This window comes from Capnocytophaga bilenii, from assembly GCF_017565765.1.
Classification (GTDB): Bacteria; Bacteroidota; Bacteroidia; order Flavobacteriales; family Flavobacteriaceae; genus Capnocytophaga; species Capnocytophaga bilenii.
Genome location: NZ_JAGDYP010000005.1, coordinates 212,592 through 227,198 on the forward strand (window position 1 = coordinate 212,592; position 14,607 = coordinate 227,198).

11 protein-coding genes are annotated in these 14,607 nt (G+C 37.5%); 3 read left to right on the forward strand and 8 right to left on the reverse strand.

All coding sequences use genetic code 11. The features are described 5' to 3' along the window. Positions 1–319 precede the first annotated feature (319 nt). The 7 genes from cysK to J4N46_RS08235 form a co-directional block, all read right to left on the reverse strand. Positions 320–1,228, reverse strand: a complete 909-nt coding sequence (gene cysK / locus J4N46_RS08205) for a cysteine synthase A (protein ID WP_009414851.1) — start codon at positions 1,226–1,228, stop codon at positions 320–322. An 83-nt stretch (positions 1,229–1,311) separates the two neighbouring features. Beyond that, on the reverse strand, positions 1,312–2,145 hold the full coding sequence (locus J4N46_RS08210; protein ID WP_208058895.1) for a serine O-acetyltransferase: 834 nt from the start codon (positions 2,143–2,145) through the stop codon (positions 1,312–1,314). Between the two features lie 265 nt (positions 2,146–2,410). After that, positions 2,411–3,904, reverse strand: a complete 1,494-nt coding sequence (gltX, locus tag J4N46_RS08215) for a glutamate--tRNA ligase (RefSeq protein WP_208058896.1) — start codon at positions 3,902–3,904, stop codon at positions 2,411–2,413. 2 nt (positions 3,905–3,906) lie between these two features. Further along, positions 3,907–4,572, reverse strand: a complete 666-nt coding sequence (locus J4N46_RS08220; RefSeq protein WP_208058897.1) for an aspartate kinase — start codon at positions 4,570–4,572, stop codon at positions 3,907–3,909. 33 nt (positions 4,573–4,605) lie between these two features. Further along, entirely contained in the window at positions 4,606–4,965 is a 360-nt protein-coding gene (locus J4N46_RS08225; protein WP_208058898.1) for a YraN family protein, read from the reverse strand. Between the two features lie 63 nt (positions 4,966–5,028). Next, positions 5,029–6,651 carry a DUF4139 domain-containing protein gene (locus J4N46_RS08230; RefSeq protein WP_208058899.1) on the reverse strand — a complete coding sequence of 541 codons (1,623 nt, stop codon included), beginning with the start codon at positions 6,649–6,651 and terminating at the stop codon, positions 5,029–5,031. Between the two features lie 253 nt (positions 6,652–6,904). Beyond that, positions 6,905–8,467 (reverse strand): flotillin family protein, encoded by a 1,563-nt coding sequence (locus J4N46_RS08235; protein WP_208058900.1) that lies wholly within the window; start codon positions 8,465–8,467, stop codon positions 6,905–6,907. 402 nt (positions 8,468–8,869) lie between these two features. Here J4N46_RS08235 and J4N46_RS08240 point away from each other — a divergent pair, with 402 nt between their 5' ends. After that, on the forward strand, positions 8,870–11,572 hold the full coding sequence (locus tag J4N46_RS08240) for an AsmA family protein (protein WP_208058901.1): 2,703 nt from the start codon (positions 8,870–8,872) through the stop codon (positions 11,570–11,572). A gap of 16 nt (positions 11,573–11,588) precedes the next feature. Then, complete coding sequence (gene gpmA / locus J4N46_RS08245) at positions 11,589–12,335, forward strand: 2,3-diphosphoglycerate-dependent phosphoglycerate mutase (protein WP_034556555.1); 747 nt, start codon at positions 11,589–11,591, stop codon at positions 12,333–12,335. Between the two features lie 77 nt (positions 12,336–12,412). On the opposite strand, the gene recO is transcribed toward gpmA, so the two are convergent. After that, positions 12,413–13,135 carry a DNA repair protein RecO gene (gene recO, locus J4N46_RS08250; protein WP_208058902.1) on the reverse strand — a complete coding sequence of 241 codons (723 nt, stop codon included), beginning with the start codon at positions 13,133–13,135 and terminating at the stop codon, positions 12,413–12,415. 65 nt (positions 13,136–13,200) lie between these two features. Here recO and rlmD point away from each other — a divergent pair, with 65 nt between their 5' ends. Next, complete coding sequence (rlmD, locus tag J4N46_RS08255) at positions 13,201–14,607, forward strand: 23S rRNA (uracil(1939)-C(5))-methyltransferase RlmD (protein ID WP_208058903.1); 1,407 nt, start codon at positions 13,201–13,203, stop codon at positions 14,605–14,607.

A 14,607-nucleotide genomic window follows, 5' to 3' on the forward strand; every position in this document is an offset into this window, starting at 1 on the left:
ATTATGTCAATGTACGTGTTGTTTCTTATTCGCTCCTGAGCGCCTATCGTCTCATTTGCGGGTGCAAAGGTACGGCGTTTTTTTAATTCTCCAAATTTTTTGCCAAGTTTTTTTTAAGTTTTTTTACTCATTGTTTTTAAATGATTGAAAATCAGTAATTAATATATAAAAGATTTTTTAGATTTATGAGGCACTTTGTTATAAAAATAGAGTAATTGGAGAGATATGAGGATTATAAAAATACAAAAAAGCAGTCAAGATGTATTCCTAACTGCTTTTTTCTAATCGCTAATATTTAATTTCTAATTGTCATATATCATTAATAAAGTCCTTCTACAGACCAATATCTCTCTCCTGTATCGTAATTTATAGTCAGAATACGAGCTTTAGGATTTTTCTCTAATACCTTACTTACAGCAGCCAAAGCAGCTCCTGTAGAGATACCTGCCAAAATACCTTCTTCTTTAGCCAAACGGCGTGCAAACTCGTAAGCTTCTTCTTTTGAAATAGGAAGCACCTCATCTACTACCGAAGCATCGTAGTTATCAGGAATAAAACCTGTTCCTAATCCTTGCAAAGCGTGTGGGCCTGGTTTGCCACCGCTTAGCACAGCAGATTGGTCAGGTTCTACGGCTATAGTTTTCAAGTTGGGGAAGTGTTGTTTTAGCACCTTAGATACCCCTGAAATATGACCACCAGTACCTACTCCTGTTACAAAATAGTCAAATCCTTCAGGGAAAGATTTTAAAATCTCCTGAGCTGTCGTGCGTTCGTGTACTGCAGGGTTTGCAGGATTTTGGAATTGTTGAGGCACCCAATAATTAGGTTTGCCTTCTGCAATTTCCAATGCTTTAGCTACAGCACCTCCTGTTCCTTTCTCTTTAGGAGTAAGCACTACTTCAGCACCGTATGCAGCCACCAATTTGCGGCGCTCAATGCTCATTGATTCAGGCATTACTACTATCAATTTATATCCTTTTACGGCAGCTACCAAAGCCAAGCCTACTCCTGTATTACCTGAAGTTGGCTCTACTATTACGCTATCTTTGTTCAAGATACCTTTAGCTTCTGCATCTTCCACCATTGCAAGTGCAATACGATCTTTGATGCTCCCCCCAGGGTTCAAACGCTCCAATTTAATAAACACATTGGCATTTTCGCCAAACAATCTGTTGATCTTTACTTCGGGAGTATTCCCAATGATCTCTAAAACATTTTTGTACGCCATTATTATAATTATTTATTTGTTACTATTTTATTATATTTAGTGCTTAGCTGTTATACAATCTAAATCCTTAACGCCTAAACTCCTTAAATTACAAAGTTTATAGGCTCTTCATACACTTCATTATCTTTCACTATTATCTGACTTTTGTGAAAAACTTTTGTAAAGGGTTCAATACTATTAGTTAGCCACACATTTCCACCAATCACACTATCGTGTCCTATCACAGTATCTCCTCCTAAGATGGTTGCTCCTGAGTAAATCACTACATTATCTTCAATGGTAGGGTGTCGTTTTGTATGAGCCTTATTTACTGATACTGACAATGCACCTAATGTAACCCCCTGATATACCTTCACGTAATTGCCAATTATAGTCGTTTCGCCAATCACAATTCCTGTACCGTGATCAATCATAAAAGGATTACCTACTACTGCCGCAGGGTGAATATCAATCCCAGTCCTGCTATGTGCCAACTCTGATAGAATACGCGGTAGCAACGGTACTTTTTGCAACCATAACTGATGAGCAATCCGATACACCATTATAGCAAAGAAGCCTGGGTAAGTAACTTGTACCTCACGTACCGAGCTGGCTGCAGGGTCGCTATCAATATAAAAGATAGCATCTCCTTTCAGTTGCTCATAAATATCAGGTAAGATACTATTGTAATAACCTTCTATTTCCTCTTTAGAGTGCTCTTCACCTACAAAATCACTCACTATATTTACAAAATCACAGCATAATTCGTCATATCGCACTTCTATGCTTGCTTTTGAGCGACACGAACGTTCATCAATCAAAAATAAATACTCAAAAAGCGACTCAATAAAAGTAGTGATACGCTGTTTCCCAATATGATGTTTTATTGTTTTACTTTCCTCATAAAGAGTCGTAATAAATGATTTTCGTAAATTCATATAAGCTAAAAAATCAGACACCTCACTACTAAAGCAGTGAGGTGTCTGTTGTATTAATTCAAAAAATATCTATAACTATGCTATATTTTCAACAACAACTGATGCCGCACTGCTCTTATCAAGCATGCAACACATCATCATAGCCGTTGTATTTAAAATATATAAAATCATCTTTCTTCTTTATTTCGGGTGCAAAGTTACGAATTATTTTTTAATATCCAAATAAAAATCAAAAAAATTACATCAAATTTAAAAAAAATATTTTCTACTCTAAAATTCTAAACAATCGGTTCACTGTTTCTTCTTTTCCTATTACTTCCATAATATCAAAAATATCAGGACCTTTCAATTCTCCTACCAAAGCCAATCGCAGTACGGGCATCACTTGTCCTAAGCCCAATTCCTTATCTGCAATATACTGTTTTACAATCCCTTCCAAGCCACGAGCTTCAAAGTCGGTTGCATTTCTAAGCAATGCTGCCACTTCTTCAACAATTAGTGGCGATTGTTCTTTCCACTGCTTCTTCATTGCCTTCTCGTCATACTGTGTAGGTGCTTCAAAGAAGAATTTACCTAACTCCCAAAAATCATTCACAAAAGTAGCACGTTCTTTTAATAAGCCTACTATTTTCTGTAGTGTAGAGGTTGCTACCTCTATCCCTTTATTCTTTAAAAGCTCACCAAAAAGTACTGCTAGCTCATCATTTCCTTTTTGTTGTAAATACTGATGATTAAACCATTTTATTTTTTCAGGGTCAAAACGTGCTCCTGCTTTATGAACTTTTTCCAAGTCGAATAAAGCAATGAGTTCGTTCATTGAGAATATTTCTTGGTCATTACCTGGATTCCAGCCTAAAAGTGCTAAAAAGTTAATAAGAGCTTCAGGAAAATACCCTTCTCCGCTAAATCCTTTGAGTGTTTCTCCGTTTTCAGTCCAATCCATTGGAAAAACAGGGAATCCTAATTTAATACCATCACGCTTGCTCAGCTTGCCATTACCTACAGGCTTCAAGATAAGCGGAAGATGTGCAAATTGAGGAGCTTCCCAACCAAAAGCACGGTATAACAATAGGTGCAAAGGCATTGAGGGCAACCATTCTTCCCCCCTGATAACGTGTGTAATTTCCATTAAGTGGTCATCTACAATATTTGCCAAGTGGTAAGTAGGCATTCCATCACTTTTGAAAAGCACCTTATCATCAAGAGTATTGGTATTGATAACCACCTCGCCCCTAATCATATCGTTCATTTTTAACACCTCATTATCAGGCATTTTAAAGCGAACTACGTATTCATTGCCAGCAGCCAAGTAGCGTTGTACTTCATCAGAAGGCAAAACCAAAGAGTTTTTCAAAGTAGCCCTTGTAGCCCAATTATAAATAAAAGTTTCGCCTTTAGCTTCAGCTGTTTTCCTAAGTATATCAAGTTCTTCGGCAGTATCAAAAGCATAATAAGCCCAACCATTGGCAATGAGTTGTTCAGCATACTGACGGTAAAGCGGTTTTCGCTCACTTTGTCTGTAGGGAGCGTGTTTGCCTCCTTTGCCTACCCCCTCATCATAAGTTAACCCCAACCAATTTAGCGAGTTGATAATATATTCCTCAGCACCTTCTACATATCTGTTTTGGTCGGTATCTTCAATTCGCAACAAGAATTCACCCTTGTGTTTTTTAGCAAACAGATAATTAAACAAAGCAGTGCGCACACCACCAATATGCAATGCCCCAGTTGGACTTGGAGCAAATCGTACTCTTACCATTTTTATTTTAATAATTTTAAATTTTTAATCACATTAAAAGCTACCTTTTCTTGTTCTTCGGGAATGATGAATGTAAATTCATTAGTAGTTGAAATCACCTCATTAAGCCTAACGCCTTCCCACGCCAAGCGCTGAAAAATAAAGTAATAAATTCCTGATACCATAGTATCTTCCATAGGGAGACGTACACTTATAGCTGTTAAATTAGTAAACTTATGCAAGCATTGTTCATTTTTAAAAACTTTTTCTACCAAGTTTTCTATATTACTACTTACAATCAGGCTGGTTTCGTCTACCCCCTTTGTCCAAGCGTAGTACGTACCTGCATTTTCCTGCAATAGCTGTAACAATTCTGCTTGACAATTCATTAGTGTTTGCGAAGCTAAAAAAGTATAATCCGTCAGTTCAGTGCGTACTATAGGGTTATCAATATTTTTCAGAATCTTTACAAAGCGATGGGTATCGCGGAACTCCATATCAACAGCCAATCGCTTCAGAGCCATTACAATAGCCCCTGTTTTCACCTCACGTGTAAAGTGATTGCGCTGTATATCCTCTTGAATAATACGTGCCAGCGCAGTGAGGTTTATGATCCCCTGCGAGAGTGAAGTTTGCAAAAAGGGCTTTTTTTTGATGTAATTTTCTACAGCCGAAGCGATTGTTTTCATTTTATATTAGTACCTAAAATTGAGTTTTTAATCTTAAAAAGGATAAAAAGCGTCCTCTATATAGTTGATTGAAAACTCCACACTATTTTTTACAATAGAGATAATGTCAAACTGTACCTCTACATCAAGGTTTTTGCGTAATATATAATTATTAGCCGCCTTTACTATAAGGTCTATTTTCTGCTGATTTACAAAACTCTCTGGTTCGCCATAAGCACTAGAAGTTCTTGTTTTCACTTCTACAATATGTATTATATTACCTTTTTGTGAGATAATATCAATTTCAGCGTGCCCATACCTAAAGTTTTGTTCCAAGATAGTATGTCCGTTTTCAATTAAAAAATTTACAGCATCTTGTTCTCCTTCTTTTCCAAAATCATTATGCAATGCCATAGTTACTGTTCTTTAAAATCTGCGGCAAAATTATATTTTTTATTTCAATTATCAAATTTTTACTTAAAGGTTCTCTATTACTTCGCTCTTAGGGTATTTCACCTTATAGCTAAGTCGGTATTTTTTACTTTCACCTGCTTTGAGAGTTGTATTCCAAGTAAGGATACCTGTTTCGGTATTCACTTCAGCTTTTGAATCTTCCAATAGTTCTACTTGTATTTTTTCATTGGTACTAATAGGGTATTGATCTTTCAACTTTAGGTTGATAGTTTCCTTTTTATTGTTCTTTACAGTGATTTCATAGGTAAAAGTCTGCTCTTTATAGCTTGAAATGAATTTAGTTTCAGATTTATCGGCTATTTTTTCGCGTTTTATGCTTATTTTCTTATCGTTGCCCATAGTAAGTTGCATACTTTCGGTAGTTTGATTGGGCGAAATCATTGTTTTACCTACATACATATCTTCAAAGATAATATTTGCTTCGCCATTGAGCAGGTTGTATTGCGAATAATCATCAATTGAGGCTACAAGATAAACTCCATTATCTACACGAGGTGCAGAGTAGTACTCGTATTTGGCTTTAATCTTGAGCTCTTTGAGTGCCACACTATATTCTCTACCATTAGAAAGGATATCATAGGGGGTAGTGATTTCAAAAGAAGTATTGAGTTGATTTTCACTCACATCGGTATAGTCATTCATTGTAGCTTCTACCATTTCTTCTTTTGCTGTATCTTCTAGATTTGCTACTTTCATTTCGGCTGCTGCAAAGGTATTGGAACGGCGGTAGGCGTTGATTTCCATAGTTTCTGCACTATAGCGATTGCCAAAGCGCAAGAACCAAGCTTTAAGCAAGGTAATTTCATTGCGTACATTGGGGTTTCCACTAGAAAGAGTCAGTTTGATATTTTTCCAATCTACTCCTGTAGTTTGGTAAATTTCACCTTTGTAGAGCAAACTTAGCGGGCTATTGATATCATTGGCACGAAGCTCATAAAATGGAAACCAACCAGCAAGAGGCGTAACATAACTGAGAGAAAAGTCGGCTTTTTGAGGTGTATCGCTCATTACTTGCAGTACAATTTTACCTTTAGAGAGTGTTTTTTCCTTGCTTACATCGCCTTCGAGACGTTGTTCTAATTCATAGCGAAGTGTACGTAATTTATTTTGTTTTTCGGTGTAAGCATCAGCTTTATCAAGTGAAGCTACCATTTCTTCTTTAGAATAGTTGATAAACTTAGTATATTCGGCTATATTTAGGGCAGTACCATTGCCTAAAACCTTTTTATTTTCTTTAATTAGCTCCACTATTTGCTTTTCGGCAGCTATTTGATTGGAAAGTTTATCAATTTGCAAAGTAAGTAGCTCTATACTATCTTTTATTTGTTTGCTTTTTGGGTGTAAATTGTCTTTATCGGTATAGGTATCGGTAGTAAATTGTGCTGAGAGTACGGTTACACTTTTAGGAGCCAAAATGCGGATAGTATTCTCATCGATGTCATTCGCTATGTTTTTAATGACAATTTCGTTAGTACCTTTATTGAGGTTGGCACTAAGGCTATGAGCCAATTCGGCAGAGCTGAAATAAACGGTTACAGCATTGAGTTTGGCATTGGTAATTTGAGCTTTTTGAGCCCAAATAAGGGGTGTAAATAGTAGTAGGAATGATGTTATAAGATGTTTCATATTCGTTCTTTATAATTTTTATAATGTAATTAGAACAAAAAAGAATTTGCCCCTACAATAAGTGATTATCTATAAAGAGCCTGTCCGAAAAGTTTGGTTTCGTGAGGGCGATTTGCCAATCGCCCCTACAATGTGAATAAAAGTAATTGATTATCAGAGTAATTAACTTTGGCAAACTTTCAGAGTTTGCCAAAGTGTGTGGCGTAATCGTGCTTTTAAAACTTTTCGGACACCCTCTGTGTGCAGTTGTATTTTATTTTGTATTTATTTCTTCTGTATTTTGTGTTTCTGGTTTATTTTCTTGTGTTTTATTATTAGCAAGATAGGTAGGGAGGTTAAGTCCTGCCATATTGAATAAATCATTGAGTGGTGGTACAGTTTTCATCATACCAGATACGAAATTGGCAGTAGAATTGTTGCCATCTTCGCCTTTACCAGAATCCCAAACAGTGATTTTGTCAATCTTAATGTTCTTAACAGCTTCCACTTGGGTTTTAACCAATTCAGGTAGTTTTTCAATCAATAGCAATTGGAAGGCTTTGGTAGGGTCGCCACCAGCAGCCCCCACCACATCTTTATACCCTTCGGCTTGCTTGGTAAGGATTTGGAAGAGACCTTTTGCTTCGGCTTCCATTTTCGCATAGATAGCATCTGCTTCCCCTTTAGCTTTTTCGCGTAGGCGTTCGGCTTCGGCTTGCGCTTCGATAATGGCACGTTGCTTGTTGATTTCGGCAGGGACGATAATATTAGCTACTTGGGTAGCACGCTCACGATCAGAACGAGCTGATTCGGCTTTTTGTTCAGCTGAATAAGCTTCTTCAAGGGCTTTAGCTTGTTGTACTTTTTCGGCAGAGATAGCGATGCGCAATGATTCGGCTTCTTTTTCACGGCGTAAAGCTTCGGAGTTGGCAATAGCGATTTTAGCTTCGTTTTCCCCTTTGATAGCTACTGCATTGGCTTCAGATATTTTGATACGGCTATCGCGGTCGGCTTCAGCTTTACCTATTGATTCAAATTTTTTAGCCTCGGCAATCCCTACTGTTTCATCTTTTTTAGCTTCGGCTATGCTAATTTCTTTATCTTTTTGTGTAATAGCAATTTTTACATCTCTATCACGATGTGTTTCGGCTATTTGGGTATCTTTCTCACGGTCGGCGAGGGCTTTACCTGTTTCTCCTATTTTTTCTTGTTCAGCTACGCTAATTTTAGCTTCGTTGATAGCTTTGGCAGCTGCTTCTTTACCAAGAGCTTCGATATAACCAGATTCGTCTTTGATGTCGGTAACGTTTACGTTGATGAGTTTAAGACCGATTTTTTTGAGTTCGCTATCAACGTTTTTGGAGATATTATCGAGGAATTTATCGCGGTCGGAGTTGATTTCTTCGATGGTCATTGTAGCGATAACCAAACGCAACTGTCCGAAGAGGATATCTTTGGCGAGCTCTTGAATTTGTTCGGGAGAAATACCTAAAAGTCGCTCGGCAGCAGCGTTCATATTTTCGGGTTCGGTAGAGATTGCTATAGTAAAACGGCAAGGTACGTCTACGCGAATATTTTGGCGGCTAAGGGCATTGGTAAGGTTTGCTTCGATAGAAAGAGGACGGAGGTCTAAGTAAGCAAAGTCTTGAATTACAGGCCATACGAAGGCTCCTCCTCCGTGAATACATTTGGCAGAAGAGCCTCCTGTTTTACCATAGATAACAAGGATTTTGTCGGAAGGGCAACGTTTATATCGAGCCACTAAAGACGAAATAGTTACAAAAATGACGATTGCGAGAATCACAACCAACCCAATGGGTGAAGTAAATGCGTCCATAGAAATAATGTTTAATGTTTTTTAATGTTTCTTTAATTGCGCACAAAGGTATTAATATTTTTTTTGATTTGCAAATTTTGGTAAGGATTTTTTTGTTCAATTTACCTTTCGTCACATACTCGGCTGCGCCAGCTCGCCGACTTTCCTTCGGTGCGAGCCGCACAGGCTTTTATCCTTCGTCACATACTCGGCTGTGCCAGCTCGCCGACTTTCCTTCGTCACATACTCGGCTGTGCCAGCTCGCCGACTTTCCTTCGCTTATCCTTCGCTTATCCTTCGCTTATCCTTCGCTGAAAAGAATTTTGAATTTTGAATTGGCGCATAAAAGTTTTTTGAAAAAATTATTGTTGTTTTTAAAATATTTAGTATCTTTGCAGCAACAAAATTTAATTGAAAAAATCAATGAAAATAGTAAAAAAAATACTAAAATGGGGAGGGATAACCCTACTGCTACTCATCGCTCTAATGGTGGCTATACCTTACTTCTTCAAGGATACTATCAAAGAAAAAGTGATTGCTATTGCTAATGAAAACCTTAAAGCTACTATTTCACTTCAAGATGTGGATATTAGCTTGTTTAAGAATTTTCCTAAGGCACAGGTTACACTCTCGGATTTTGTACTTGCTAACAAAGAACCTTTTGTAGGGGATACTCTTTTTGCTGCTAAACATTTAGATGTGAGCTTGAGTATAAGCGACCTTATTAGTGGTAACTATAACTTATTGGGAGCTAATGTGAAAGATGCTTCGGTGTATGTGCATATGAACCAAGAGGGGAAAGGTAACTTTGATATTACTATTCCATCGGAAACTCCTGAAGAAGAATCTACTCCTATAAAACTGGATATTCAATCATATAATGTTGAAAATCTGAAATTTACTTTCAGAATGGAAGATAAGGAGGGGGATATTTTTATGGAAATTGACGATATTTACCACAGCGGAAAAGGAAATTTTGCTCAAGAGGTACTTGACTTGGACACTCAAACAAAGGCTAATGTTACTTTTGCTATGGGTAAGAGTACTTTTATGAAACGTATTCCTATTACTTTACAAGCTCTTTTAGGAATTGACCTCAAAGAGCAAAAATATACTTTTAAAGAAAATAAGGCTACTGTCAATCAGCTGGATTTGGTGTTTAATGGGTTTATACAGCTATTGGACGATGGACAACGTTATGACTTGACTTTTAGTACGCCTACAAATACTTTCCAAAACTTTTTAGCTCTTATTCCTGAAGAATACACCAAAAGCCTTGAGGGGGTAAAAACTACGGGTAACCTCACTCTGAAAGGTTTTGCTAAAGGGGATATGGTAGGGGATAAAATACCTACTTTTGGGATAGAAATGTATGCTGATAATGCTTCGGTAAAATACCCTATGCTACCTAAAACTGTGCGCAACATTAGTATAGACTTAAAAGTGGATAATGCTACAGGGATAATGAACGATACGAAAGTGAACTTGAACAAGTTTGCGATGACTATTGATGAAGACCAGTTTTCGGCACGTGCTAAAGTGAGCAATGTGATTGCTAATCCGTATGTAGATTTGGCTGCTAAAGGGTCTATTAACTTGGCAAACTTATCGCAAGCATACCCTATTGCTTTAGACAAAAAGTTTGAGGGAAAACTGAAGGCTGATTTGGCTTTGCAATTGGATATGAAATCGGTAGAGACGAATAACTATCAGAATATAAAAGCACAAGGTGATTTGTCATTAGCAAAATTTGTGTATGCGGGTGAAGAATTTGTAAAGCCTTTTCATATAGAAAACTTGCAACTGAAGTTTAACCCTTCGCACATAGGTCTCTCTACATTTGACGCTCATACAGGGGATAGTGATTTGCACCTTGACGGTACTATAGATAACCTTTACGGTTTCTTATTCAAGAAAGAAACGCTAAAAGGTAACTTCAATATGTTATCTAACAAACTGGCAGTGAGTGACTTTATGCAACCTACTACTGAAAGCACTACACCTGCTAAGGAAGAGAAAAAAGAGGAAACAAAAACTACAGCTGCAACTAATAACAATACGGCTTCGGCTATAAAAGTGCCTGCTTTTTTAGACTGTACGCTAAATGCAAAGGCTAAAACGGTGCTTTACGACAATTTGAACTTGAGTAATATTTCGGGGAAACTTATCATTAAAGATGAAAAGGTTACTTTGGAACATCTAAAAACAGATGTTTTTGACGGTAATATAGGTATTGCTGGGGGGGTATCTACCAAAGGTGATGTACCTACTTTTGACGTAAATTTGAACCTCAATAAACTAAACATTGTTGAGGCTTTCTCGAAGATATCAATGCTTGAAAAGATTGCTCCTATAGCAAAAGTATTACAAGGGAAAATCAATACAATTATTAACGTAAAAGGTAAATTGAATAATGACCTTACTCCTGATTTGAATAGTATTTCGGGTAATTTGTTTGGTTCGCTTGCAGATTCAAAAATTGATACAAAAGCCTCTCCTCTACTCTCGTCTTTAAACGAACAATTTACGGGGTTGAATCTTGCTAATTTCAATCTGAACAATGTGAAAGCGGGATTGGACTTTGAAGATGGTAAAGTAAAAATTAAACCTTTTACTATAAAATACAAAGATGTAGCAGTGGAAGTGGCTGGTATGCACGGGTTTGACCAAGTAATGAACTACAACCTAACTTTCAATGTGCCCCCACAAATGTTGGGCAAAGAGGCTGAAAACTTGTTGGCAAAGCTAACACCTGAAAACCAAAAGAAAATTACAAATTTACCTGTAGTAGCTACTGTAGGCGGTACTTTTAACAAGCCTGAAGTAAAGACAGACATTAAGACAGTAGTAAAAGATTTGGCAACACAGATAGCTAAAAATCAAATAAATAACCTTGCAGACAAAGGTACAGATGCCTTGAAAGATGCGATTGCTTCTAAAACAAATTCGGGCACAGCGGCTGATGTTATGAACGTAGTGGATGGGCTGAAGAAGAACAAAGATAGTACAATTACTAAGGTGAAAGAAGACCTTAAAGAAAAAGCCAAAGAGGAAGCTAAAAAAGAGGCTAAAAAACAATTGGGCAACTTTTTGAAAGGCTTAGGCGGCGGTGATAAAAAAGAATAATAAAACAGAACATATTATGTATAAAGTAGTACTTTTACGCCACGGACAAAGTGAATGGAACAAACTAAACTTATTCACTGGGTGGCAAGATGTAGATTTGACAGAGCAAGGAGTGCAAGAAGCACGCGAAGCAGGACGTGTAATGAAAGAAGAGGGGTTCAAATTTGATGTTGCCTACACTTCGGTATTGAAACGCGCCATCAAAACATTAAACAACGCCTTGGAAACTATGGGTGACCTTTGGGTACCTACTCACAAAAGCTGGAGACTTAACGAAAAGAGCTATGGTGCTTTACAAGGGCTTAATAAGGCTGAAACGGCTGCAAAATACGGTGAAGACCAAGTACTTTTGTGGAGACGCTCATACGATGTGCAACCTCCATTGTTGGAAAAGAGTGACGAACGCCACCCTTCACACGACCGCCGTTACAACAACTTAACTGACGAAGAAAAAACAGCAGGTGAAAGCCTCAAGGATTGCTACGACCGTATGTTGCCACTTTGGTTCAGTGAGATTGCTCCTGACATAAAAGCTGGCAAAAGTGTGATTATTGCAGCTCACGGTAATAGCTTGCGCTCATTGGTACAATATTTAGACAGTATGAGTGAGGCTGATATTTTGAAACTAAATATTCCTACAGGAGTGCCATTAGTTTATGAGCTCGATGCTGATTTGAAACCTATTAAACATTACTATTTGGGTGATCAAGAGGCTATTGCTGCAGCAATTAACAGCGTAGCTAATCAGGGTAAAAAACAATAAGTTGTAACGATTGCTAAATATAATAAAAAGAGGCTGTCCTTAAAAGTTTAGTTTAGACTTTTTGGACAGCCTCTTCCTTATTGAAATAGGGTTTGTAATACTTCTAACGACTTTATTTTCTTAAAGTTGGGATAGTGCCATTGGTAATATTTCAACAGCTGATGTAACAAAGCATTGCGCTCTTCGCGAGTGCTGCTGAGAGTAGCTAAAAAATTGGTATCAGTAGTTAAAATATCTTTGAACAAGATGAGGGGTCTCCCTGAAATGCAATGTAAGGTTTCAGTAGTAGCAAAAACACCTTCTTCTATATTGAAAAAAGGCAAATGCGTTTGAGAAGTATCGGGGTAAAAACCGAGAAGATTGGTGAGCTGAGTAAGGAATTTGAGGGTAAAATGAGGATTGAAAGGTGATTGGTCAAAAAGCTGCAGTTGCTTTGCTAAAAAGTTGAAAAGGGGAGCATCGGGTGTACCTGCGGGACATACTATCGTACAGATTTCGGCAAGAAAAATACAAATAGTGCTTTTGTAAATATCGGTATGCAGCGAATCATAAGGGTGGGCTATTTTAGCATCTTTTATATAGCCTAATTGCTGAGTATCCTTGTGAGTAGCTACTAATTCTAACTGTGTAAAAGGCTGAAAAAGAGCTGCTTTTAGAAACTTCTTCTTAGGCGATAATACACCTTTAAGCAAATAGCTACAAGTGCCATAAGCAGGGGTAAAACATCTTACAATGAGGCTATTATCACTATATTTTGCACTTGAAAGCACTATAGCGTTGTATTTTTCGTATTTTTCCATTACCAAACATTAGTTGGCACAAAAGTACAAAATAATTCATAATTTATTCGTATCTTTGCACCCAAATGAAAAAGAACAAGAATATAATCATAGAAAATGTAACCGTAATAGATGCGGGAGCTAAAGGCAAAAGTGTAGCCAAAGCGCCTGATGGGCGAGTTATATTTATAAGCAATGCAGTTCCTGGTGATGTGGTAGATGTACAAACTACTAAAAAAAAATCGGCTTATTACGAGGGGCAGGCTATTAAGTATCACCAACTATCAAAACAACGTGTTACGCCTATATGTAAACACTTTGGCTATTGTGGGGGATGCAAATGGCAGAATATGAGCTACGAAAGTCAGCTATATTACAAGCAAAAAGAGGTGGAGAACAATCTTGTGCGCTTGGGACGGATTGAGATACCTGAATTGATGCCTATAATAGGTTCAGACGATATCTATTACTACCGAAATAAGATGGAATTTTCTTTTTCGGATATGCGTTGGCTTACGCCTGAAGAAATAAAAAATGCTGACGAGATAGAAAATCGCAATGGTTTGGGTTTTCACATATCAGGAGCTTGGGATAAGGTATTGGACATTGATGAATGCCACCTACAAGCTGATCCTTCTAATGCTATAAGACAGGAAATTAAGCGGTTTGCATTGGCACATAATATGGCATTCTACAGTCCCAGACAACAAATAGGCTTCTTGCGCTCAATAATGATACGAATAACGAGTACTGATGAAATAATGCTCGTGATTCAGTTTTATAAAGAAGATAAAGAAAAAAGGGAGTTGCTATTGCAACATATTGCGGATACATTCCCTCAAATAACTTCGCTACAATATTGTATCAATAGCAAAGGTAATGATGCTATTTACGACCAAGAGCTGATATGCTACAAGGGGAAGGATTGTATTTACGAAGAAATGGAGGAGCTGCGTTTTAAAATCAATGCAAAGTCGTTTTACCAAACTAACTCTAAACAGGCTTACAAACTTTATGAAGTGGCTCGTAATTTTGCTGACTTAAAAGGTGATGAGCTTGTGTATGACCTCTATACAGGTACGGGAACTATTGCTCAGTTTGTAGCTAAAAAGGCTAAGAAAGTAGTAGGAGTAGAAGCTGTTCCTGAAGCTATTGCCGATGCGAAAGCAAATGCTCTTGCTAATGGAATAAGTAATGTTACTTTTTATGTGGGAGATATGAAGAATGTATTCAATGATGACTTTATAGCTGCCAATGGAACTCCTGATGTAATCATTACCGACCCTCCTCGTGATGGTATGCATAAAGATGTTGTAGCCCAAATACTGCAAATAGCTCCTGAAAAAATTGTGTATGTGAGCTGTAATAGTGCTACCCAAGCGCGAGACCTTGCACTTATGGATGAACTATATAAGGTTACCAAGGTACAGCCTGTGGATATGTTTCCGCAAACATACCACGTGGAAAATGTAGTACTTTTAGAAAGACGATAA